Source organism: Amycolatopsis sp. WAC 04169 (assembly GCF_003947535.1).
GTDB classification, from domain to species: Bacteria; Actinomycetota; Actinomycetes; order Mycobacteriales; family Pseudonocardiaceae; genus Amycolatopsis; species Amycolatopsis keratiniphila.
This window is the reverse complement of record NZ_QHJI01000004.1, coordinates 89,675-112,153: the sequence shown is the minus strand read 5'-3', so window position 1 is coordinate 112,153 and position 22,479 is coordinate 89,675. Positions and strand designations below refer to the sequence as shown.

Here is a 22,479-nt window from a genome sequence, read left to right as displayed (position 1 = left end):
GAGCCCATGGTGCCCTAACTGCAAACCCACTACTTCCCATCCACCGGAGCAACCCGCCTAATGACGACCGACACCGCCACCGCCCCGACCGCCCCCGCCGGGCCCCAGCAGGTCGCTATCAACGACATCGGGTCGGAGGAAGACTTCCTCGCTGCGATCGACAAGACGATCAAGTACTTCAACGATGGAGACATCGTCGAAGGAACCATCGTCAAGGTCGATCGCGATGAGGTCTTGCTCGACATCGGCTACAAGACCGAGGGTGTCATCCCCTCGCGCGAGCTCTCCATCAAGCACGATGTCGACCCGGCTGAGGTTGTCACCGTCGGCGATGAGGTCGAAGCCCTGGTTCTCCAGAAGGAGGACAAGGAAGGCCGTCTGATCCTGTCCAAGAAGCGTGCGCAGTACGAGCGCGCCTGGGGCACGATCGAGGAGCTCAAGGAGAAGGACGAGCCCGTCAAGGGCACCGTCATCGAGGTCGTCAAGGGCGGCCTCATCCTGGACATCGGCCTCCGCGGCTTCCTGCCCGCGTCGCTGGTCGAGATGCGCCGCGTGCGCGACCTGCAGCCGTACGTCGGCCGCGAGCTCGAGGCGAAGATCATCGAGCTGGACAAGAACCGCAACAACGTGGTCCTGTCCCGCCGCGCCTACCTGGAGCAGACCCAGTCCGAGGTGCGCAGCGAGTTCCTCAACGCGCTCGCCAAGGGCCAGGTCCGCAAGGGCGTCGTGTCGTCCATCGTCAACTTCGGTGCCTTCGTGGACCTGGGTGGCGTCGACGGCCTGGTGCACGTCTCCGAGCTGTCCTGGAAGCACATCGACCACCCGTCCGAGGTCGTCGAGGTCGGCCAGGAGGTCACGGTCGAGGTTCTGGACGTCGACATGGACCGCGAGCGCGTCTCGCTGTCGCTGAAGGCGACCCAGGAAGACCCGTGGCGTCAGTTCGCCCGCACCCACGCGATCGGCCAGATCGTGCCGGGCAAGGTCACCAAGCTCGTCCCCTTCGGTGCGTTCGTGCGCGTCGAGGAGGGCATCGAGGGCCTGGTGCACATCTCCGAGCTGGCCGAGCGCCACGTGGAGATCCCGGAGCAGGTCGTCCAGGTCAACGGCGACGTGATGGTCAAGGTCATCGACATCGACCTCGAGCGTCGTCGCATCTCGCTCTCGCTGAAGCAGGCGAACGAGGGTGTCACGCCGGAGACCGAGTTCGACCCGACTCAGTACGGCATGGCCGCCGAGTACGACGCCGAGGGCAACTACATCTACCCCGAAGGCTTCGACCCGGACACCCAGGAGTGGCAGGAAGGCTTCGACAAGCAGCGTGAGGAGTGGGAGCGTCAGTACGCCGAGGCTCACACCCGCTACGAGGCTCACATGAAGCAGGTCGTCAAGGCCGCCGAGGCCGACGCGGAAGCCGCGGCCGACGCCGCGACCGGTGTCACCTCCGGCGACTCGGGCGAGCAGAGCTACACCTCCGCTCCGGCCGAGGCCAAGAGCGGTGGCACGCTCGCCAGCGACGAGCAGCTCGCGGCTCTCCGCGAGAAGCTGTCGGGCGGCGCGTGATCCAGGCGCTCAGCCAGTAGCTGACAGACAGCGGCCCCGGTCCACACGGACCGGGGCCGCTGTCTTTTGCCCGCATTTAGTCCTCTGAATGCGTTCCTTGCACGCGCAACTACCGCATCCAGAGGACTGGATGCGGTAGGGGAGGGAGGAGCGTCAGGAGGTGGCGGGCCGGACGGCCGGCACCCAGACGCGTTCGAGCGCCGCGGCGCGGGCCTTGCGGCGGAGCCCGGCGAAGCTGTGCTTGGCCGGGACCAGGAGCGCGCTCAGCCACGTGCGCCGATATTCGGCGAGGGCCTCGGCCACGGGACGATGGAGGACACAGTGCACCAGGCCCGGCGTTCCGAGCCGGTGCCTTCCGACGTGCTTGCCGTCTGCCATCTTTCCTCCGTGTGGGCTACCTTCGCCGCGCACGGTACGCAATCAGGCGCCTGATGCGGCGTAACCGCGCGGCGTGTCACCCATAAAGGTTGAGTCTCGCGTCACTATGAACTTGCCTTTTGCATCCGTCTGTGCCGGTTGCGTACATCTCGTGACCCTGCGCGGTCACCCCAGGTCGCGCCACTAGGCTGATCGACATGCTGCGTGTGGGCCTGACCGGCGGGATCGGCGCCGGAAAATCGACGGTGGCGAACCGGCTTTCCGAGCACGGCGCCGTCCTCATCGACTCCGACAAGATCGCCAGGGAGGTCGTCGAGCCGGGGACGCCGGGGCTCGCCGAACTCGTCGAGGCATTCGGGGAAGGCATCCTGGGCCCCGAAGGCGCCCTCGATCGGGCGGCGCTCGCCGCGAAGGCGTTCGCCGACGAGGACTCGCGCAAGCGGCTGAACTCGATCGTCCATCCCAGGGTCGGCGCCAGGACGGCCGAACTGATGGCGGCCGCCGCGCCGGACGCGATCATCGTCCACGACATCCCGCTGCTGGTCGAGGGCGGGCTGGCGCCGATGTACCACCTCGTCGTCATGGTTGACGCGCCGGAGGAGGTCCGGGTCCGCCGCCTGGTCGAGGCCCGCGGCATGGCGGAACCGGACGCCCGCGCCAGGATCAAGGCGCAGGCCACCACCGATCAGCGCCGGGCGGTGGCCGACGTGTGGTTCGACAACAGCGGAGCTCCCGACATCGTGCTCGCCGAGGTCGACGCGCTGTGGGCGGACCGGCTGACCCCGTTCGAGGCGAACGTGCGGCTCCGCAAGCCGCGGGCGCCGATGTCGCCGAAGATCGCGCCGCCCGACGAGACGTGGCCCGTGCAGGCCGAGCGCGCGCTCGCGCGGATCCGCGTGGTGGCAGGCGACAACGCCGTGCGGATCGATCACATCGGCTCGACGTCCGTGCCGGGGCTGCCCGCCAAGGACATCCTCGATCTCCAGCTGACAGTGTCCACTTTGGACAAGGCCGACGAACTGGCGGACGCGCTCTCCGACGCGGGGTTCCCGCGGGCGGAAGGGGAGTGGTACGACGACGCGCACGGAGAAGAGGGCACCTGGCCCAAGCGGTTCCACTTCGGCGGCGACCCTCGCCGTCCGGTCAACCTGCACGTCCGCTCGCAGGAGACCCCGGCCTGGCGGCTCGCGCTGCTGTTCCCGGAATGGCTGCGACAGAACCCCGACGAACGCGACGCCTATGCGGCGGTCAAGACCGCCATGGCCGCGAAGCACGCCGGTGACGGGACTGTCGAGCAGTACACCGACGAGAAGCAGGTCTGGGTCGACGCCGCTTTCACCCGTGCCGACGCCTGGGCGGAATCGACCGGCTGGACCCCGTAAGCGCAGGTCATACCCGGAATTCCCGGAGCGCCGGCCACGCCGACGCCCAGGTTTCGGTGTGGCCGGTGACCAGCCAGATCGGCATCCCGCGGCTCACGTTGCGCACACCGGCCTCGTTGTCCACGTGGGAGACGATCCGGGCTTCGGTGAACGAACGCAGCAGCCGCGCCGGATCCGGCCCGACGAACAGGACGCTGTCCGCGGTCTCGGGTGGATGCCCGAAGTACCAGAACCCGCGGCTCGGGCTGTACACGGCGGGCAGCCCGTAGTCGGCGCCGTACCGGTCCAGCGCTCCGGCCTGCCAGTAGCCCGCCGTGACGAGGGTGGTGCGCTCCCGCTGCTCCGGCGGGAGCCGGTGATAGGCGTCGGCGACCGACCGGGCGAGGTCCGGCCAGCCGATCTCCTCCAGCGCATACGCCGGGCGCGGTACGTCCCGGCCTTCCGCGAGCCAGGCGGACGGCCACACCGGCAGCGCGTACGGGAGGGTGTACAGCGCGGAAAGCAGGAACACCGGCCAGGTCGGGATCCAGCGGAACCACAGTGACGGCTTCAACTGTCCGAAGTGGACCGCCGCGCCCGCCCACAGGACACCGAACATGCCCGCCGCGTAGTAGTACCGGCCGTTGGACAGGATGAACAGCGCGATCACGCCGACGGTCGTCCAGCCGAGGAACCGGTACGCGCGCAGCCTGGCCGAGAACGACAACACCCAGAGTCCATAGAGGACACCGACGACACCGATGCCGAGCCCGGCCCCGGTCAGCAGGGCGGGCAGGAACCCGGCGCGCCCGCTCCAGCCGCCGGTGGTCTCGTGGGCGATGACGTCGCCCATCTCCAGCTGCGGCCAGCCGTTCGCGGCCTGCCACCACAGCGTCGGCACCATCGACAGCGCGGCGATCCCCGCGCCCGCCCAGAGTTTGGGCCTGCGCAACAGATCCCGGGGCCCGAAGAGCAGGATCGCGATCCCGGCCGCGACCCAGAACGTCGCGATGAGGAGCTTGACGTTCAGCGCGACGGCGGTCGCCAGACCCAGCCACAGCAGCAGGTTGTCGTCACGCGTCCGCATCCACCGGACGAGCAGCCAGGCGATGAGCGTCCACAGCGCCGGATCGATCGTCGAGGTGGCCAGGTAGTGCCCGCTGCCGAGGAACTGCCCGCAGATCGCGTACGCGGCGGCGGCGCGGGTCTGCGCCCGGCGGTCCCCGCCCATCTCGTAGGCGATGAGCCCGGTGAACACGACACCGGCGGCCGTCGCGAGGACGGCGGGCAGGCGGAACACGAAGACGTTGCCCGGCGCGAGCGTGTCCATCGCCAGCGCCAGGAACGGGAGCACCGGCGGCTGATCCGCGTAACCCCAGGCCAGCCGTTTGCCCGCGGAAAGGAAGTACAGCTCGTCGCCGAAGTAGCCGTAGCGCCACGCCGTCGCCAGCAGGACCGCCGCGGCTGCGGCGGCGAGCAACCCCACCGGGAGCCGGGCGAACGCCGCACTGGACACGGTCGGTGTTTCGGCCGCGGGGGCGGCTTCCATCCATTCCTCGCAGATCCCTCGGGTGCCGGTCCTCTCGCACCTTACGTGCCACCGGCGTGGCGCGTCGGTCGTGAGAGGACCGCCGGAGCATCAGAACCCCCAGTCCGTGAGCTTCGGCCATACCGTGTCCCAGCTCCCGTTCCGGCCGGTGGCCAGCCAGATCTTCATGCCCTGACTCGTGTTCGTGATCCCGGCCCGGTTGTCGAGCGCACCGACCTCTTGGATCCGCGTGAAGTACGGCACAAGCCCCGAAGGGTCGTTCCCGACGAACAGGATGTCCCGTGCCGATTCCGGCGGCCTCGGCAGCGTCGCGTAGCCGCGGTTGGGGCTCGACGGCGACGGGAGCCCGAGCTCCGGTCCGTAGTGGTCGATCGCGCTCGCCTGCCAGTACTTCGCCGCCACGATCCCGGTCCGGGCCGGATCGGGCGCGGTCCGGTACGCCCGCGCCACCGACTCCGTGATCTCCCGCCAGCCGATCTCCTCGTCGGCGAAGACCGGCCGGGCCCACTCCGGGGCACTCGCCAGCTCCGCCCGCGGAAGGACCGGGAGCGATTGCGGGATCGCGACCAGCGCGGCCACGACGTACACCGGCCAGGCGACGACCCAACGCCAGTACTTCGACGCCTGACCCGCTTCGATCTCCACCGCCGCAGCCGCGAACAGCGGGGCGAACATCCCCGCCGCGTAGTAGTAACGCCCGTTCGCCAGCAGGAACAAGGCGAGGACGCCGAGCGCGGTCCAGCCGAGGAAACGGTACGGCCGCAGGCGTTCGGACCGCAGCAGCCGCCACAGCCCATAGCCGACCAGGACCATCCCCACCGGAATCCCGGCGCTGAGCACCAGCGTCGGGACGAACGTGGCCCGTCCGCCCCAGCCTGCCGAGACCTCCTGGGAGATCGCCGCGCCCATGGTCAGTTGCGGCCATCCGTTCGCGGCCTGCCAGACGAGCGTGGGCGCGATCATCGCGGCGGCGATCAGCGCGCCGCACCACAGCGCCGGACGGCGGACGAGGTCGCGGGGCCCGGACACCGCCGCGGCGATCAGCGCGACGAGCCAGAAGCCCCCGATGAGGAACTTCGTGTTCAGCGCGAATCCGGTGACCACGCCGCTCCAGACCAGCAGCCCGTCCGCACGGGTGCGCGTCCACCGGACGAGCAGCCAGATCAGCAGCGTCCACAGGAACGGGTCGATCGTGCTGGTCGCCAGGTAGTGCCCGCTGCCCAGCATCTGGAGGGACACCGCGAAGGCCGCCGCCGCGATCGTCTGCGCTTTCCGGCCACCGCCCAGTTCCCTGGCGATGAGCGCGGTCAGCACGACGCCGGCGACCATCGCCAGCATCGCCGGGATCCGCAGGACGAACGGCGAATCGGCGCCGAACCCGTCCATCAGCCGGGCCAGGAGCGGCAACAGCGGCGGTTGGTCGGCATACCCCCAGTCCAGATGCCGACCGGCCGCCAGGAAGTACAGTTCATCGCCGAAATAGCCGTAGCGGCCCGCCGTCGCCGCGAGCACCGCCCCCATCGCGCCGGCGATCGCCAGCACCGGTGCTCTCGCGAACGGCGTGGCCTCCGCGCGTTCCCGGAGTCCCTCGGCCTCGATGACCACGGGTATCCGCCCCCTCTCGATCGGTTACTCCGTGATCGAGAGTCCCGCAAGGGTGCTCTGCCGGGTATCCATCGGCCGGTCGGAATCCGTCTCTCCCAAAGGATGAGCGAAAATCAACCGAACGATGGATGCCGGTGGCTCAGTGCCGTCGCCAGCCGAGGGTTATGTCCTTTGTGGACAGCCAGCCGCGCAAGTCGTGCCCATGGGAGGCCAGTCCGTCGACGGTCGTGTGGCTGACGTCGAGCGCGCGTTCGCCGTCGGCGGGGGAGACCAGCCCGGCGACGACCGCGGCGAGGAGTTCGTCGGTGTCGATCACCTGGACGGACTTCTTGTCCCGCAGGACGAGATCGAGATAGAGATCGGTGGCCACCCAGACGCCGTCCTCGCGGCGGATGTCGACGACGTCGAGGTAGAAGTCCTGATCGCGTTCGTGGCCGGGGTTGAACCAGAAATCGGTGATCCGCAGGCCGAGGTCGGGCAGCAGCCAGGACTCGAGGTAGTGGAACTGCGCCCGCCCCGGCGTCGGCCGCGCCATGTAGAGGCCGAAGGGCTCTTCGCGGTATTCCTCGACGTCCCTCACGACGCCCTTGGGGTCGGTGTTGGTCTTCGCGGCCGGGTCGAAGTACTCGACCTTCGGCGGATGCAGCGCGGTCATGCGCCCATCTTGGAAGGAGCCGACGCCCGCGAACACCGCCCAACCGGGTGGACGATCACGGTTTCGCGGTTCCGTGGGAGTGGCGCCACCCGGCCGGATAAGGTGCGCTGGTTCCGCCATAGGGGTGAGTGGGGAGTCGACGTATGTTCGGGATCATCAGGCCGTGCCGCCACCGGCTTTCCGCTGGTCTGCACGCGGACTGGCTCGCCCATCTCTGCGGTCTCTGCCTGGCGCTGCGCGACGAACACGGACATCTCGCCCGAATGGTGACGAACTACGACGGCCTGATCATCTCGGCGCTCGTCGAAGCCCAGTCGCCTCGAGCGGAGGGGCGGCGCGACGCCGGCCCTTGCCCGCTTCGGGCGATGAAGGGAACGTCGGTCGCGAAGGGCGGCGGTGCCCAGCTCGCGGCCGCGGTCTCCCTGGTGCTGGCGTCGGCCAAGATCAGCGACCACGTCGAAGACCGGGACGGCGCTTTCGCGCGGCGTTCCGTCGCTCTCGCCGCGAAGCGGGTCGCGACGCGCTGGGCGGACCAGGGGAGCCGCACGGGCACCCGGATCGGCTTCGACACGGCGGTCCTGACCGAGGCCGTCGACCGGCAGGGCGAGATCGAACGCGCCCTCCACCTGGGTGATTCGGCCGTGCTCGCCACCGAACCGGCGGAGCTGGCGACGGCGGCCGCGTTCGCGCACACCGCGGTCATCGCGGGCCGTCCGGACAACGCCGCCCCGCTGGCCGAGGCCGGGCGCCTGTTCGGCAGGGCGGCTCACCTGCTCGACGCCGTCGAGGACCTCGCCGAGGACGAGGCCGCCGGGGCGTGGAACCCGCTGACGGCCACCGGCACCGGCCTCGCGGAGGCGCGACGGCTGTGCGACGACGCCGTGCTCGGTGTCGAGCTCGCCCTTCGCGAAGTGAAGTTCGACCAGCCGAAGCTCGTCCACGCGCTGCTGGTGCACGAACTGCGGCAGGCGGTGCGGCGTTCCTTCGGGCACAACCTCACCGGTCACGGGCACGGCCCCCAGCAGCCGCCGCCGGGCTGGATCGGGCCCGGACCCCGGCCGCAACAGCATCCACACCAGCCGTATCAGCAACAGCCGTATCCCCAGCAGCCCTACCCGCAGGGTGGGCACCAGGCGCCGCCACCGAGGCCGGTCCCGCCGCAGGGCGCACCCGGTGGCGGAGGGCCGCCGCAGGAGCCGCCGAACAAGAAGCGGAAGCACGGCGGCGCGCCGACCGACGGCCAGGGTGGCTGCTGCTGGACGCCGAAGTTCCGGGTCCCGCCGAAGCCGAGGGGTTTCTTCTTCGGCTGCGCCGTGGCCACCTACATGTGCTGTTCGTGCCAGTTCTGCTGCCGCGACCCGTTCCCCGGTCCGTGGAGCGGCAAGCCGCACGAGGCAGTGTGCAACAACTGCGACGGTTGTGACTGCTGTAACTGTTGTGACTGTTCCTGCTGATCCGACCAGGCGAAACGGAAACTGTCGGACCCAGCGCCTACTCTGGTTCCCGTGGCTTTCGCATCCGAACACCCCGTGCTCGCCCAGTCGGACTTCCGCCCCGTCACGGACATCCCCCGGACCGGCGGCCGGTTCGAGGTGGTCAGCGAGTACAAGCCCGCCGGTGACCAGCCGGCGGCCATCGACGAGCTCGAACGCCGGATCAACGCGGGCGAGAAGGACGTCGTGCTGCTCGGTGCCACGGGTACCGGCAAGTCGGCGACCACGGCTTGGCTGATCGAGCGCGTCCAGCGCCCGACGCTGGTCATGGCGCCGAACAAGACGCTCGCCGCGCAGCTGGCGAACGAGCTGAGGGAGCTGTTCCCGCACAACGCGGTCGAATACTTCGTCAGTTACTACGACTACTACCAGCCCGAGGCGTACATCGCGCAGACGGACACCTACATCGAGAAGGACTCGTCGATCAACGACGACGTCGAGCGGCTGCGGCACTCGGCGACGATGAACCTGCTGTCCCGGCGGGACGTCATCGTGGTCGCGAGTGTCTCGTGCATCTACGGCCTCGGCACGCCGCAGTCGTACCTCGACCGGTCGACGAAGCTGAAGGTCGGCGAGCAGCTCGACCGTGACGTCTTCCTCCGCGCGCTGGTGGACGTGCAGTACACCCGCAACGACATCGCCTTCGCGCGCGGCACCTTCCGCGCCCGCGGCGACACGGTCGAGATCATCCCGGCGTACGAGGAGCTGGCGATCCGCGTCGAGTTCTTCGGCGACGAGATCGAGAAGCTGTACTACCTGCACCCGCTCACCGGCGACATCGTGAAAGAGGTCGACGAGGTCCGCATCTTCCCGGCCACGCACTACGTCGCCGGCCCGGAGCGGATGGAGAAGGCCATCCGCGGCATCGAGGCCGAGCTGGAGGAGCGGCTGGCCGAGCTGGAGAAGCAGGGCAAGCTGCTCGAGGCGCAGCGGCTGCGGATGCGCACCGCGTACGACATCGAGATGATGCGCCAGGTCGGGTTCTGCTCCGGCATCGAGAACTACTCGCGGCATATCGACGGCCGTTCCGCCGGGTCGGCGCCCGCCACGCTCATCGACTACTTCCCGGACGACTTCCTGCTGGTCATCGACGAGTCGCACCAGACCGTCCCGCAGATCGGCGGCATGTTCGAAGGCGACATGTCGCGGAAGCGGAACCTGGTCGACTTCGGGTTCCGGCTGCCCAGCGCGGTCGACAACCGGCCGCTGACCTGGGAGGAGTTCAGCGACCGGATCGGGCAGACGGTGTACCTGTCGGCGACGCCGGGGCCATACGAGATGGGACAGGCGGGCGGCGAGTTCGTCGAGCAGGTCATCCGCCCCACCGGCCTGGTCGACCCGAAGGTCGTCGTGAAGCCCACCGAGGGCCAGATCGACGACCTGGTGCACGAGATCCGCGAGCGGGCCGAGAAGGACGAGCGCGTCCTGGTCACCACGCTCACCAAGAAGATGGCCGAGGACCTCACCGACTACCTGCTGGAGCTGGGCATTCGGGTGCGCTACCTGCACTCCGAGGTGGACACGCTGCGCCGGGTCGAGCTGCTGCGGCAGCTGCGCGCGGGCGATTTCGACGTACTGGTCGGCATCAACCTGCTCCGTGAGGGTCTCGACCTGCCCGAGGTGTCACTGGTCGCGATCCTCGACGCGGACAAGGAGGGCTTCCTCCGCAGTGGCACGTCGCTGATCCAGACGATCGGCCGCGCGGCGCGAAACGTGTCGGGCGAGGTGCACATGTACGCGGACAAGATCACGGACTCGATGCAGCACGCCATCGACGAGACCGATCGCCGCCGCGCCAAGCAGGTCGCCTACAACGAGGAGCGGGGTGTCGACCCGCAGCCGCTGCGGAAGAAGATCGCCGACATCCTGGACCGCGTGTACAGCGAGGCCGAGGACACGGAGTCCGTCGCCGTCGGCGGTTCGGGCCGGAACTCCTCGCGCGGCAAGAAGCCCGAGCAGGGCGACCGCGTCCGCAGCTCAGGGATGCTCGCGGACAAGGACGTCGCGGGGATGCCGCGCGCCGAGCTGGCCGACCTCATCCAGCAGATGACCGACCAGATGATGCAGGCCGCGCGCGACCTGCAGTTCGAGCTGGCGGCCCGGCTGCGTGACGAAGTCGCGGACCTCAAGAAGGAGCTCCGGGGAATGGACGCGGCCGGCATCAAGTGACCCCGCGTTTCGTCCTCTGAACGCGTTCCTTGCGTGCGCAAGTACCGCATTCAGAGGACGAAACGCGTGAGGGGGTCAGAGGCGACGGCGTTCCAGCATGGTCAGGTCGGCGTCGAAGTCCGGGAAACCGGCGGGCGCCGAACGCGTGCTGACACCCGGTGAGACCGGAGGCAGACCGGCCCACCGCCGCACGGTGTTCGTCGCTTCGGCCGCCTGCTCGGCGGGAAGCTGCGAGATCCGGGCGCCGTGGTTGCCGCCCGGCACCGTGTAGCTGTAGGAATCCTTCGTGCCGAAGCCGAGCTTGAACGGCTCCGCACTCCACGGGTCGTTCTGGCCGTTGACGAACATCAGCCGCGTCCCCCGCGACTTCACCCAGAAGTCGATGTCCGGCATCGCCAGATGGTCGAACCGCGGGATGTCGACCGACTTCGGCACAAAGGTCCGCGACACGTTGGATCCCGGGTAGCGCAGCAGATCCCGGAGATAGCCTTCGTAGGACTCGGGGGCGCCGAGCTGGTAGGCCGCCTGGAAGTAGTACGGGACGTAGACCTCGAGGTTCTGGTCGGAGTAGGTGTTGAGGCTCTCGACGCGTTCGAACCAGGCGTAGACCTCGGCCGCCGGGGCGCCCGCCTTCGGGATCGTCGCGCAGTCCGACTGCCGCTGGTACTGCCAGAAGGCGAAGTACGAGTCGATCACCGAGATCTCCAGCGACACGTCGGCCGAGCCGACGGTCTTGAACGTGAAGCCGTTCTTGGCCGCGTCGGCGGCGGCGAGCGCCGCGAACTCGGAGCGCCGGGTCAGCACGTCACGCTGGATCGCCTTCAGGGCCGAACGGCAGGCCGGATCGTTGCCGACGTTCGCCAGGAAGGTGTTGTAGCGATCGTGCGAATTGATGACGTCGTTGGGGGCGACGTAAGGGATCGTCGCGTCGACGTCGTCCGGGAAAAACCTACGGAAGTAGGTCGCCGTCATACCGCCCTTGCTGCCGCCGGTCGCGAGCCACTTGCCCGGGTAGAGCCGCTTGAACGCCTCCACGGCGCGGTGCTGATCGGCGGCGGCCTGCCAGATCGTCAGCTGCTTGCCCCAGTTCGGCCGGTCCGGTCGCGAGGGGGTGAAGAAGCGGTATTCCATCGACAGCTGGTTGCCGTCGACGATCTGTGTCGGCTCCGAGCGGTTGGGCGACGCGGACACGTTGTACCCGCTCGTGTACACCACGGTCGGCGAGCGGAATTCCTTGTGCAGCAAAGTGAACCGCTGCTGGAAGGTGCCGTCGCCGGGCCTGCGGTGGTCGACGGGCTGGGTGTAGGCGAGTTTGAAGAACCGGTATCCGGTCGGCGCCGGGTTCTCCGAGACGACGGTCAGCCCGGGGATCCGCCCGAGCGCCTCCTTGATGTCGTCGGGTGCCGCCTGCGCGGCCGGGGTCAGCCCGGCCAGTGCGAGAACGGTGGTCGCCAGAACCGACCACGCGGCCGTGAGCTTCCGCATCCATGCCCTCCCCATCGGGACCTGTTGAGCGGTCGGATACTCACAGAGTCCCCGCCGGTGGGCAATCGCCTATCCGGTCGAGCCCGGATTCAGCCTTGGCCGCGCAGCACCTTGTCGACGTAGGCCTTGATGGCCGCGCGGGCTTCGGGAGAGCTCCACAGTTCGAGGACGTGGGCGTCGTCGCCGGTGCGGTGTTCGGCGATCCGCTCGTGGAACGGCCGGTGCAGCTGCGCCTTCGTGTGCGCGTACGCGGCCGCCGGGATCTCGGCGAGTTTCCGGGCCACCTCCACCGCGCGTTCGACGACGTTCCCGGGCGCGGTCACCTCGTTCACCAGACCGAGCCGGAGCGCGTCCGCCGGAAGGTGGGTTTCGCCGAGGAACGCGAGTTCGGCCAGGATGTCGGCGCCGAACCCGGAGCGCAGGATCTCCAGCGCCGCCAAGGGGAACGGCACGCCGACGAGCAGTTCGGTGATCCCGATCCGGCCGGGGCCGTCGGCGAGGACACGGCGGTCGCATGCGGCGGCGAGCACCGCCCCGCCGGCGATCGCGTGACCGTTGACGGCCGCGACCACCGGACCGGGGAATCCGAACACCGAGAGGAACGCGTCCGACAGCGCGGGCAGGAAGTCCTCGAGATATCCCGGGCCGCCGTCGTGCACCCGGCGCAGGTCGACGCCCGCGGAGAAGATGCCGCCGGTACCGGTCAGCACGACACCGCGATAGCCGCCGAGCTGCACGTCCTCCAACCGGACGATCAGTTCCTGGCAGAACTCCGTGTCGAGGGTGTTCGCCTTGCCGTGCTGCAGGGTGACGACGGCTATCCCGCCTTCGTCGTCCACGCGGATCGAGGAGGTGGCCATGGGCCGACCGTACCCGAGCCGTCGAGGATCTACAGTGGACCGCTAATCCTTGAGGCGCACGGTGACCGTCGGGCTGAAGGACCGTTTGCGGTTCCAGCCGGTCTCGGCGCCGATGCTGAGCTGGATGGCGCGGTCGGCGGGCGCCCAGTAGCCGGTGCGGACGAAGTAGGCGTCCATCGAGCACAGCCTGCTGCACGACTTGCGGTTGCAGATGGTCTCCCAGCCCCACTGCCTGCCGCTCTCCTCGACGCCGTTGCGGCGGACGAACAGATGCGGGTTGCCGATCTCACGGCAGTAGGCGCTGCCCTCGGAGATGTAGAGGACCCCGTCGATCTTGTAGAAGCGATTGTTGTCGAGAAGCGTCACCTGGCCCGAGACGGCGAATCCGACCCGGCCGCCCTTGCCGGCGGTCATGGTCCAATCAAGAGAGAATTCTTGGACCGGAGTCTCGACTGACTGGGTCATGGTGACGTCCCCGCTTTCTTCTCGCGTCGGCACCTTCGCACTGAAGATAAGGATTTCCCGGAGGTCTGGCGAAGATGAATGGGAACTTTTCACCCAATGAGTCGATGATCGGAAAACCGATGTTCTCATGCGCATGAAACACCGGTTACCGGCGCTAATGGGTGAAGGTCGCCACGGCCAGTGAAAACCGGGGCCCACCTGGGAAGAGGATTTCGTCTTCCCGGTGGACCCCGGTCGTTTCTTCAGTGCGGAAACGCTCTCAGCTGGTGATGTCCTTCGTCGCGAACCGGCGGCCGGCGAGGAGGAAGAACACCGTGCCGTACAACGCCGCCGACAACATGCCGTTGGCCATGTTCGTCCAGTCGATGTCGGTCGAGATCAGATCCATCCACGAGAACGCGAAATGCGTCGGCAGATAGTCCCGCAGTCCTTCGAGCGCGGTGATCTGGTCGAGGATCTGCGAGACGATCGCGACGATCGCCGCGCCGCCGACGGCGCCCAGCGGGGCGTCGGTGGCGACCGAGAGCAGCATCGCCAGCCCGGCCACCCACGCCAGCTGCAGGATGATGTAGACCGTCGCCAGCCCCATCGCGATGAGACTGTCGCCGAACGACACCGCGTCCCCGGTCGGGCTGATCGCGTCACCGGCGCCGTACCAGATGACGCCGACCACCAGCGACACCAGCGGCAACAGGATCAACGCGACCGCGGAGAGGATGCCGGAGACGATCGCCTTCTGCCGCAGCACCCGATGCCGGGGGACCGGCATCGCGAGCAGGTATTTCAGGCTCGACCACGACGCCTCGCTCGCGATCGTGTCGCCGTAGAACAACGCCACGATCATCGGGAGCAGGAACGTCCCGGACACGAACAGCGCGAGCACCACGAAGTTCGGCGCGCTCGCGGTGGCGAGGTCGACGAAACCGCCGCTGCGGCGGTTCGGGTTGGCCTGCCCGATCTCGAACGCGATCACCAGGATGAACGGCAGCAGCGCGACGAACCCCAGCATCAGCTGGGTCCGCCGCCGTTTGAGCTGCCGCTTCAGTTCGACGCCGAGCCGTAGCGTCCGGTCGGCGCGGTAGCCCGCCACCGCCCCGTCCGGGCCGACCTCGGTCGGCTCGTGCGACGCGACCTCGGTCAGCTCCAGCAGTGCCGCCGGATCGGTGTGCACGCCGTGATCCGCCCGGGTCGCCGGGCCGGAACCATTGGTCTTACTCACCCTTCGAGTCCTCTCCGACCAGCTGCAGGAACGCGTCTTCCAGGCGCCGCCGCGGCCCGGCCTGCTCGACCGCGACCCCGGCCCGCACCAGGACGGCGACCGCCTCGGCGCGCGCGAGACCGTCGAGATCCGCGTGGACCAGTTCGCCGTCGACGTCGACGCCGGAAACGCCGCCGACCTTTCGCAGCGCTTCGGCCGCCTCGGCGGGCTTGTCGACGCGGAACGTCGCTTCGCCGCTGGACGCGGCCAGTTCGCCGACCTCACCCGAGGCGACCAGCATGCCGCGGTGCATCACGACCACGTGCGTACAGGTCTGCTCGACCTCGGCCAGCAGGTGGCTCGAAACCACCACGGTGCGCCCGGTCGCCGCGTAACGCTGGAGCACCTCGCGCATCTGGTGGATCTGTGGCGGGTCGAGCCCGTTGGTCGGTTCGTCGAGCACCATGAGTTCCGGCAGGCCGAGCATCGCCTGCGCGATCGCGAGCCGCTGCCGCATCCCCTGGCTGTAGGTGCGGACCCGCCGGTTCACCGCGTCGCCGAGCCCGGCGATCTCCAGTGCTTCGGCGAAATGCGCCTTGTCCTTCGGGCGTCCGGTGCTCGCCCAGTACAGCTCCAGGTTCTCCTTGCCGGACAAGTGCGGCAGGAAGCCCGAACCCTCCACAAAGGACCCGATCCGCGACAGCACCGGCGCGCCGGGCGCGATCAGATGGCCGAACACGCGGATGGTGCCCGCGGTCGGCGTGATGAGCCCCATCAGCATGCGCAGGGTCGTCGTCTTGCCCGCGCCGTTCGGCCCGAGCAGGCCGAGCACCTGGCCGGGTTCGACCCGGAAGGACAGATCCTTCACCGCGACGAAGCCGCCCGCGTAGGCCTTTCGCAGACCTTCGATCACCAGTGGTGTCTTCGCCAGGCTCTCGTCGACGTCATGCGCGCGGCGGCGGCGGAACGCGGCGATCACCGTGATCGCGATCCCCGCGAGCAGCGTCCCGGCGATCCCGAGCAGCTGCGCGGTGGGCGCGCCGGCGCCGACGGAATTGCCGGGCACGACCGGGACGGCGAGCCGACCGCCGTCCGCCAGCCCGATGCGGAACACCGCGGGTTCGACCGGTGTCGCGAACGCCTGGTCCGTCGTGCCGACGACCAGCCGGAGCGTGTGCCCGGCCTCCAGCGGCCGCACGATGCCCGGCAGGGTCACCGTCACCTCGACCGGGCTGCCGTCGGCGGGCAGACCGGAAACGCGGAACGGCGCGACGGCGTTGGCCGGAAGCGTCCGGACGCCTTCGGAGTTGACGTCGTAGAGCTTCGCGAACAGGACGGCTTCCTTCTGCGGAACCCCGGCGGACGGATCCGCGGAGACCTGCAGCCGGACCGTGGAGGAACCGGCCGCGATCGTCTGCGCGTCGAGCGGCGGCGTCGCGAACTGCGCGGCCTGCCCCGGCGGGTCGAGACTGAACAGTCCGGAGAGCCGGGACGAGCCGGCCACCGCGCCGTTCAAACCGGGGATCCCGCTCACCGCGGCGGGATTGCCACCGGCGGGCCGGACGACGGGCTGCGCCGGGCCCGCCAAGGTGAACGGCCGCCGCTCGGTGGCGTCGCCGGTCGCTCCCGGGTACGCCGGGGCGCTGACCGTCCGGACCGAAGGGGCGCCGTTCGCCCGCAGCGTGCCCTGGATGTCGTAGCTGAACCCGGTGCCGGGGTCGGTGCCCTGCCCGGTGAGGGAGAACTTGAGGAAGTCGGCGATCTGCGCGCGCAGCTTCTGCCCCGGTTTCCCGCCGTCGTGGCCGCCGGTGTACCAGATCGTGCGGACCTTGCCGCCCGCGGCGGAGATCTGCCGGGCGGTCGCGTCGGACTGGTCCAAGCCGAACAGCGTGTCGCTTTCGCCCTGCACCAGCAGGGTCGGCACGGTGATCTTGTCCGTCACGGACGCGGGGGAGACCCGGCGGAGCAGCTCGACCGTCTTCTGGCTCGCCTTCCCGGTGGTGGCGAGTTCGGTGTAGGCCTGGCAGACCTCGGCGGTGAACCGTCCACAAGGGTCGGCGGGGCCGGACGGCGGGCGCTGTCCATTCGGGCCGCCGAGCGGCAGCGACTGCGCCGCGGCCGCCGCGCCCGTGCCCTGTGCCGCACCGGATTCGCTCGTCTCGTCCCCGGCTTCGGGGGCGTCGTTGGCGGGGGAGCCGGTCTGCGCCGCGCCGGAACCGGCGGAGAAGAAGATGCCGGCCCACGACTTCTTGAAGACGCCGTCCGCGGTGAACGCGCCCGCCGCCGGGGTGGTGGCGTCCGGCGCGGCCGGAGAAGCGGCGTTCGGGAAGAGACCCTGGGCGAGATCGTTGTAGGTGATCACCGGCGCGATCGCGTCGACGCGCTTGTCGGTCCCCGCGAGCAGCAGGGAAAGCGCGCCGCCGTACGAAGCGCCGGACACGGCCACCTTCGGGTCGCCGTTCTCGCTGAGGACCTCGGGCCGCGCGGCCAGGGTGTCGATCAGCTTGCGGGCGTCGGCGACTTCGCGGTCGGGGTCGTTCAGCGCGATCTTCCCGGTGCTGCGGCCGAAACCGCGCGCGGACCAGGTCAGCACGACGAAGCCCTTGTCGGCGAGCTCACGGGCTTCGGTGGCAACACTGTTCTTGTCACCGCCGAAACCGTGGGCGAGCAGCACCGCCGGGGCCGGGGTCTGTTCGGGCAGATACGTGGTCGTGTCGATCTTGACGACCTCGGACGAGCCCGGCGTTTCGGGCAGATCGAGGGTCGCGTCCTGGGTTCTGACCGCGGACGGCGCGGGATCGCTGTTCGTCCACACGACGGCCGCGGCGGCCAGGACCACCACGACCGCGGCGAGCGCGACGAGCTTCGCGCCTCGCGTGCGAGGGAGCGGGATTCGGGGCACGGAATGACCGTATTTCACCGAACCTGAGAGTCGCTCCTCCAGCACACAGGGACCACACAAGCGTGACGTTGAACCGCCACCGGAACGGGTACTCGAAGAGGGAAAAGAGGTGGGTGTGACGGGAGTTACGCCATCATCTTGGTGACAAGGGCAACCTTAACTGGCGTCAGACGTACAGACAGGTCAAACTGGACCAGCTGTGAGGGGAGTATTCCTTCGCGGCGGTGTCGTCAGCACGGTGGCCTTCGCAGGCCCCCGGCACCGTCGGCCGGTTTCGCACCGGCGGAAGAGACCTCCGGTTAGTTGCTGCTGTGCACTATCCGGAGGGTTGGATACATGTCTGTTCCCCTGTGGCTATGGATCGCCACGGTCGGTGGCCTGCTCGCGCTCATCGCGCTGGACCTGGTCATCGTCGATCGCAAGCCGCATGAGGTCACCACCGGTGAAGCCGCCCGGTGGGTCATCTTCTACATCGCCGTGGCCGTCGCGTTCGGCGTCGGTGTCTGGGTGTTCGCCGGACACGAACCGGGTGTCCAGTTCTTCACCGGGTACATCACCGAGTACTCGCTGAGCGTGGACAACCTGTTCATCTTCATGATCATCATGACGTCGTTCAAGGTGCCCGCGATCCACCAGCACCGCGTGCTGCTGATCGGCATCCTGCTCGCGCTCGCCATGCGCAGCGTGTTCATCGCCGTGGGCGCCGCGCTGATCGCGCAGTTCGTCTGGGTCTTCTTCCTCTTCGGCGCCGTCCTCATCTGGACCGCGATCAGTATGGTCCGCAACAAGGACGAAGAAGAGGAATACGAGGAGAACGCGCTCACCCGCTGGGTGCGCAAGCTCTTCCCGGTCACCGAGGAGTGGCACGGGCACAAGTCCTTCGTGAAGAAGGACGGCAAGCGCTGGATCACCCCGATGTTCCTGGTGATCGTCGCGATCGGCAGCGCGGACCTGCTGTTCGCCGTCGACTCGATCCCGGCGATCTTCGGTATCACGCAGGAGGCCTTCCTGGTCTTCACCGCCAACGCGTTCGCGCTGATGGGTCTGCGCCAGCTGTACTTCCTGCTCGGTGGCCTGGTCACCAAGCTGGTGTACCTGTCCTACGGTCTCGCGGTGATCCTCGCCTTCATCGGCGCCAAGCTGTTCCTGCACGCGCTGCACGAGTACCACGTCGTCCCGGACTGGCTGGACATCAACAACTGGGTCTCCCTGGGTGTCATCGTCGTGGTCCTGACCGTGACGACGCTGGCCAGCCTCGCGAAGGCGAAGAAGCTGGAAGCCGCTGAGCAGGAATCTTCGATCAGTAGTTAGAGCTGCTAAGGATCGGGTACCGTCGGGGCCGTGCGTCCCGTTGACATCGAAGCCCTGACGGTCCCCGGCATCCTCGCGCTGCACGGCGACCTGCTGCTCACCGCGGTGAGCAGGCCTGATCTGAAGACGAACAGCTACCGCGGCGGCCTGCGCAAGGTCGACCTCGGCGGTGGCGGGGAAGGCCCCTGGACCCACGGGGCCAAGGACTCGGCCCCCGCCATCTCCCCGGACGGCCGGTGGGTCGCGTTCCTCCGGGCCGGAGAGGGCTCCGGGCGCGCGGCCAAGCCGCAGGTGCACGTGATTCCCGCGGCAGGCGGCGACGCGAAGCGGATCACCGATCTCCCCCTCGGCGCGGGCGCACCGGTCTGGGCGCCGGACTCCCGTCGCGTCGCCTTCGTCGCCCGCGTGCCGGAGCCGGGCCGCTACGGCACCGAGAACGCGGACGGCGAAACGCCGGAACCGGCTGAAGAAGCGCCGCGGCACATCAAGAACCTCTTCTACCGCGTCGACGACGCGGGTTTCCTCAACGACCGTCCACAGCGTCTGTTCGTCGTGGACACCGCGGCCGCGCTCGACGAGGAGGAGCCCGCGGAGCTCACGCCGCTGACCGACGACCGGGCCGACGTCGATCATCCTTCGTGGACGGACGACGGCGAGCACGTCCTGATCACCGCCCCGCGCGACTGGGCCGCCGAAGACACCGTCCGCTCGGACGTCTACGCCGTGCCCGCCGGCGGCGGCGAACCCCGGCTGCTGGTCCGGTCGCTGGGCACCGCGGACCGGCCGGTCGTCGCGCCGGACGGTTCGATCCTGTTCTACGGCACCGAGTTCTCCGGGCAGGAGGAGATCGCCCGCAACACCGGACTCTGGCAAGCGTCATGGCCCACCGGTGCCGAGCCGTCGTCCCCGCGGCGGCTGACCGACGTCGAAACGGTCGACTGCGACAACGCGGCGAGCCCGCCGGTCGTCCTCGGTGACGAGGTCCTCGTCGTGGTCCGCACCCGCGGCGCCGCCGAGCTGCGCGCTGTCCCCCTCTCCGCCGAACTGGCCGAGCTGAAGACGTTGCGGCACCTCGCCGGCGAGCGCACCGTGGTGAAGACGTTCGCCGTCGACGGCGAACGGATCGTCGCGGTGATCGGAACGCCCGAGAGTTCCGGTGACGTCGCGCTGGTGTCGGACGGGGAGCCGCGCGTGCTCACCGACTACTCGAAGGCGTTGCGGGACACCGGGATCCTGCCGCTGGAGGAGCTGGACACGGCCGCTCCCGACGGCTATCCGGTCCACGGCTGGATCGTCCGGCCCGAGGGCGACGGGCCGCATCCCGTGGTCCTGATGGTCCACGGTGGACCGTTCGCGCCGTACGAATGGAAGGTCTTCGACGAGGCGCAGGTGCTCGCCGCCGCGGGCTACGCCGTCGTGCTGGGGAACCCGCGCGGTTCCGCGGGTTACGGCGAAAGCCACGGCCGGAGCATCGTGCACGGTTTCGGCACCGTGGACGCGGACGACCTGCTGGCCTTGCTGGACAAAGCGCTCGAACTGCCGAACCTGGACGGCGATCGCGTCGGCGTGATGGGCGGCTCGTACGGCGGCTTCATGACCAGCTGGCTCGCCGCGCATCACGGCGGCCGGTTCCGCGCCGCGTGGAGCGAGCGCGCGGTCAACGCCTGGGACTCGTTCGTCGGCAGCTCCGACATCGGCTGGTTCTTCGCCGGGGGTTACGTCGGGGACGACCCCGACGAGCAGCGCAAGCGCAGCCCGTTGACCTACGCGGGCAAGATCGACATCCCGTTCATGGTCGTGCACTCCGAGCAGGACTGGCGATGCCCGCTGGAGCAGGCGCAGCGGATGTACGTGGCACTGCGGCAGAACGGCGTCGCGGCCGAGTTCCTGCTGTTCCCCGGCGAGGGGCACGAACTCACGCGATCGGGGCTGCCCCGGCACCGGGTGCAGCGGTTCGACGCCGTGCTGGAGTGGTGGAGCCGTCACCTCTGATCGTCACGGCACCGCCGCGGGCTACAGCTCGCGGCGGTGCTCGACGACCCAGGCCGCGACGTCGAGCAGTTTGATGTTGGTGTTCTGGGACGACTCGACCAGCAACCGGAAGGCCCCCACGGCGTCGATGTCGTGGTGGTGCATCAGGATGCCCTTCGCCATGCCGATCACGTCGCGGTTCTCGACCGCGACGTGCAACCGGGCCTCGGTCTGCGCGCCGGCGAGCGCGATGGCGGCGTGGGTCGCGAACAGCCGTCCGTCGTCGTCGGCCTGATCGCCGAACGCGTCGCGTGCCCGGGCGTAGAGGTTCAGCGTGCCGAGGGTCTGATCGGTGACGAACAGCCGGTACACCAGCATCGACCGCACGCCGGTCTCGGCGGCCTTCGGCGTGAACTCCGGCCAGCGCGACTCCGAGGTCAGGTCGCCGGTGCGGAAGATCTGGCGTTCGGCGATCGCGTCGAGACACGGGCCCTGCTGGGTTTCGTACTGCAGTTCGTCGATCGTGGAGACGACGGCGGCGGTCGGAGCGACGGTCCGGACCCGTCCCCCTGGTTCGAGCAGGGAGATCCCGGCGTACTCCGCGCCCGGGACGTGATCGACCGCGGCCTTCACGATCGCCGCGAGGGTGGATTCGACGTCCGGCTCGGCCTGCAGCGTGCGCGCGACACCGCCGAGCGTCGCGCTCAGGCCGCTGCCGACCGTGTGTTCATGATCGTTCACGAAGGTCCCCTCTCCGTCACCCACCAGGGATCAGAATAGCCAGCGCGGTCGCTTCGCTCAGCTCAGCAGCGTGTAGTTCAGCTCTTCGCAGACCCGGCCCAGCGGGACGTCGAGCCCCGGGTGGTCCAAAGGGAGCAGCACGTCGGGCGCGATCGGCAGCGAGTTCCCGGCAGGCGGGTCCCACAGCGCGAGCGCGGGGCCGCCGGAGTCCATGGACGACCGGTACCAGACCCCGTCGAGGTCGCCGAACGCGGCGCGGATGGCGCGCGCCCACGCCTGGGTGATCTTCTTCGGGCCGCTGGAGATCTCCTGCGAGGCGCCGACGCGGGTCGGCCACAGGCCGGCGAGATCGAGCAGCCGCAGCGTGCGGGTCGGCCGGACGACCACCAGCCGCGGGCCGCGGGATTTGCGGTCGACCGTGGACGTGGTCTGGAAGACCTCCGCGATGCTGGTGCGCACGGTGAGCCCGAAGTACAGGACACCGTTGCCGGGGTCGGTGACCGGGCGACCGCCGCGTCCGGGGGTCTGCGGGTCGAAACGGCCATGCGGGAGCGGGCCGCTGTAGCGGAACGAATTCCACTGCTGGGGGTGGTTGCCGTGCGCGGTGAAGATCCTGACCAGCCTGGTGCCGGGGTGCACCGTCACCACGTCGTTGGTGCGGTGCAGCTCCTTGACCAGGACAGAGCGTGCGGGCGGCAGGGGGAGCCGGGCCATACCTCGGGAGTCGTCCGTCCTTGTCGGGTGATCTTGCTCGATGGGGTCAGCCTACGGCCTAC

At 69.2% G+C, this 22,479-nt stretch carries 17 protein-coding genes; 6 read left to right on the top strand and 11 right to left on the bottom strand.

Annotated features, from left to right (window positions below; genetic code table 11):
* Window positions 1–60: 60 nt before the first annotated feature.
* Window positions 61–1,560, top strand: a complete 1,500-nt coding sequence (rpsA, locus tag DMC61_RS09750) for a 30S ribosomal protein S1 (protein ID WP_005159322.1) — start codon at window positions 61–63, stop codon at window positions 1,558–1,560.
* Window positions 1,561–1,713: 153 nt separating this feature from the next.
* Here the strand turns inward: rpsA and DMC61_RS09745 are convergent, their stop codons facing one another.
* Window positions 1,714–1,938, bottom strand: coding sequence for a hypothetical protein (locus tag DMC61_RS09745; protein ID WP_016335476.1), 225 nt, complete (start codon window positions 1,936–1,938; stop codon window positions 1,714–1,716).
* A 197-nt stretch (window positions 1,939–2,135) separates the two neighbouring features.
* On the opposite strand from DMC61_RS09745, the gene coaE reads away from it, so the two are divergent.
* The gene (coaE, locus tag DMC61_RS09740; protein ID WP_125688601.1) at window positions 2,136–3,320 is read left to right on the top strand and encodes a dephospho-CoA kinase; all 1,185 of its coding nucleotides are present in this window, start codon (window positions 2,136–2,138) and stop codon (window positions 3,318–3,320) included.
* A 7-nt stretch (window positions 3,321–3,327) separates the two neighbouring features.
* On the opposite strand, the gene DMC61_RS09735 is transcribed toward coaE, so the two are convergent.
* The 3 genes from DMC61_RS09735 to DMC61_RS09725 form a co-directional block, all read right to left on the bottom strand.
* Window positions 3,328–4,848 carry a glycosyltransferase family 39 protein gene (locus DMC61_RS09735; RefSeq protein WP_125688599.1) on the bottom strand — a complete coding sequence of 507 codons (1,521 nt, stop codon included), beginning with the start codon at window positions 4,846–4,848 and terminating at the stop codon, window positions 3,328–3,330.
* A 90-nt stretch (window positions 4,849–4,938) separates the two neighbouring features.
* A complete protein-coding gene (locus DMC61_RS09730) occupies window positions 4,939–6,453 on the bottom strand; it encodes a glycosyltransferase family 39 protein (RefSeq protein ID WP_125688597.1) in 1,515 nt (504 codons plus the stop codon).
* Window positions 6,454–6,592: 139 nt separating this feature from the next.
* Window positions 6,593–7,108 (bottom strand): DUF402 domain-containing protein, encoded by a 516-nt coding sequence (locus tag DMC61_RS09725; RefSeq protein ID WP_125688595.1) that lies wholly within the window; start codon window positions 7,106–7,108, stop codon window positions 6,593–6,595.
* Between the two features lie 143 nt (window positions 7,109–7,251).
* Here DMC61_RS09725 and DMC61_RS09720 point away from each other — a divergent pair, with 143 nt between their 5' ends.
* Window positions 7,252–8,562 carry a DUF5685 family protein gene (locus DMC61_RS09720; protein ID WP_125688593.1) on the top strand — a complete coding sequence of 437 codons (1,311 nt, stop codon included), beginning with the start codon at window positions 7,252–7,254 and terminating at the stop codon, window positions 8,560–8,562.
* A 51-nt stretch (window positions 8,563–8,613) separates the two neighbouring features.
* Complete coding sequence (gene uvrB / locus DMC61_RS09715; protein ID WP_072026416.1) at window positions 8,614–10,770, top strand: excinuclease ABC subunit UvrB; 2,157 nt, start codon at window positions 8,614–8,616, stop codon at window positions 10,768–10,770.
* 75 nt (window positions 10,771–10,845) lie between these two features.
* Here uvrB and DMC61_RS09710 read toward each other — a convergent pair whose 3' ends face one another.
* The 5 genes from DMC61_RS09710 to DMC61_RS09690 all read right to left on the bottom strand — a co-directional run bounded on the left by DMC61_RS09710 (window position 10,846) and on the right by DMC61_RS09690 (window position 17,698).
* Window positions 10,846–12,255, bottom strand: a complete 1,410-nt coding sequence (locus DMC61_RS09710; RefSeq protein WP_125688591.1) for a S28 family serine protease — start codon at window positions 12,253–12,255, stop codon at window positions 10,846–10,848.
* A gap of 89 nt (window positions 12,256–12,344) precedes the next feature.
* A complete protein-coding gene (locus DMC61_RS09705; protein ID WP_125688589.1) occupies window positions 12,345–13,115 on the bottom strand; it encodes an enoyl-CoA hydratase/isomerase family protein in 771 nt (256 codons plus the stop codon).
* Window positions 13,116–13,157: 42 nt separating this feature from the next.
* Window positions 13,158–13,580, bottom strand: coding sequence for a hypothetical protein (locus DMC61_RS09700; protein ID WP_125688587.1), 423 nt, complete (start codon window positions 13,578–13,580; stop codon window positions 13,158–13,160).
* Window positions 13,581–13,839: 259 nt separating this feature from the next.
* Complete coding sequence (locus DMC61_RS09695; protein WP_125688585.1) at window positions 13,840–14,799, bottom strand: ABC transporter permease; 960 nt, start codon at window positions 14,797–14,799, stop codon at window positions 13,840–13,842.
* The gene (locus DMC61_RS09690) at window positions 14,792–17,698 is read right to left on the bottom strand and encodes an alpha/beta fold hydrolase (protein ID WP_199749949.1); all 2,907 of its coding nucleotides are present in this window, start codon (window positions 17,696–17,698) and stop codon (window positions 14,792–14,794) included. Before DMC61_RS09690 ends, DMC61_RS09695 begins: the two co-directional genes overlap by 8 nt.
* 318 nt (window positions 17,699–18,016) lie before the next feature.
* On the opposite strand from DMC61_RS09690, the gene DMC61_RS09685 reads away from it, so the two are divergent.
* Both DMC61_RS09685 and DMC61_RS09680 read left to right on the top strand, forming a co-directional pair.
* On the top strand, window positions 18,017–18,991 hold the full coding sequence (locus tag DMC61_RS09685; RefSeq protein ID WP_125688580.1) for a TerC family protein: 975 nt from the start codon (window positions 18,017–18,019) through the stop codon (window positions 18,989–18,991).
* A gap of 30 nt (window positions 18,992–19,021) precedes the next feature.
* On the top strand, window positions 19,022–20,983 hold the full coding sequence (locus DMC61_RS09680) for a S9 family peptidase (protein WP_125688578.1): 1,962 nt from the start codon (window positions 19,022–19,024) through the stop codon (window positions 20,981–20,983).
* A gap of 21 nt (window positions 20,984–21,004) precedes the next feature.
* Here the strand turns inward: DMC61_RS09680 and DMC61_RS09675 are convergent, their stop codons facing one another.
* Both DMC61_RS09675 and DMC61_RS09670 read right to left on the bottom strand, forming a co-directional pair.
* Window positions 21,005–21,703: a GAF and ANTAR domain-containing protein gene (locus DMC61_RS09675; RefSeq protein ID WP_125688576.1), complete on the bottom strand. Its 699-nt coding sequence runs from the start codon at window positions 21,701–21,703 to the stop codon at window positions 21,005–21,007.
* A 57-nt stretch (window positions 21,704–21,760) separates the two neighbouring features.
* Entirely contained in the window at window positions 21,761–22,417 is a 657-nt protein-coding gene (locus DMC61_RS09670; protein WP_016335461.1) for an RES family NAD+ phosphorylase, read from the bottom strand.
* Window positions 22,418–22,479: the final 62 nt, after the last annotated feature.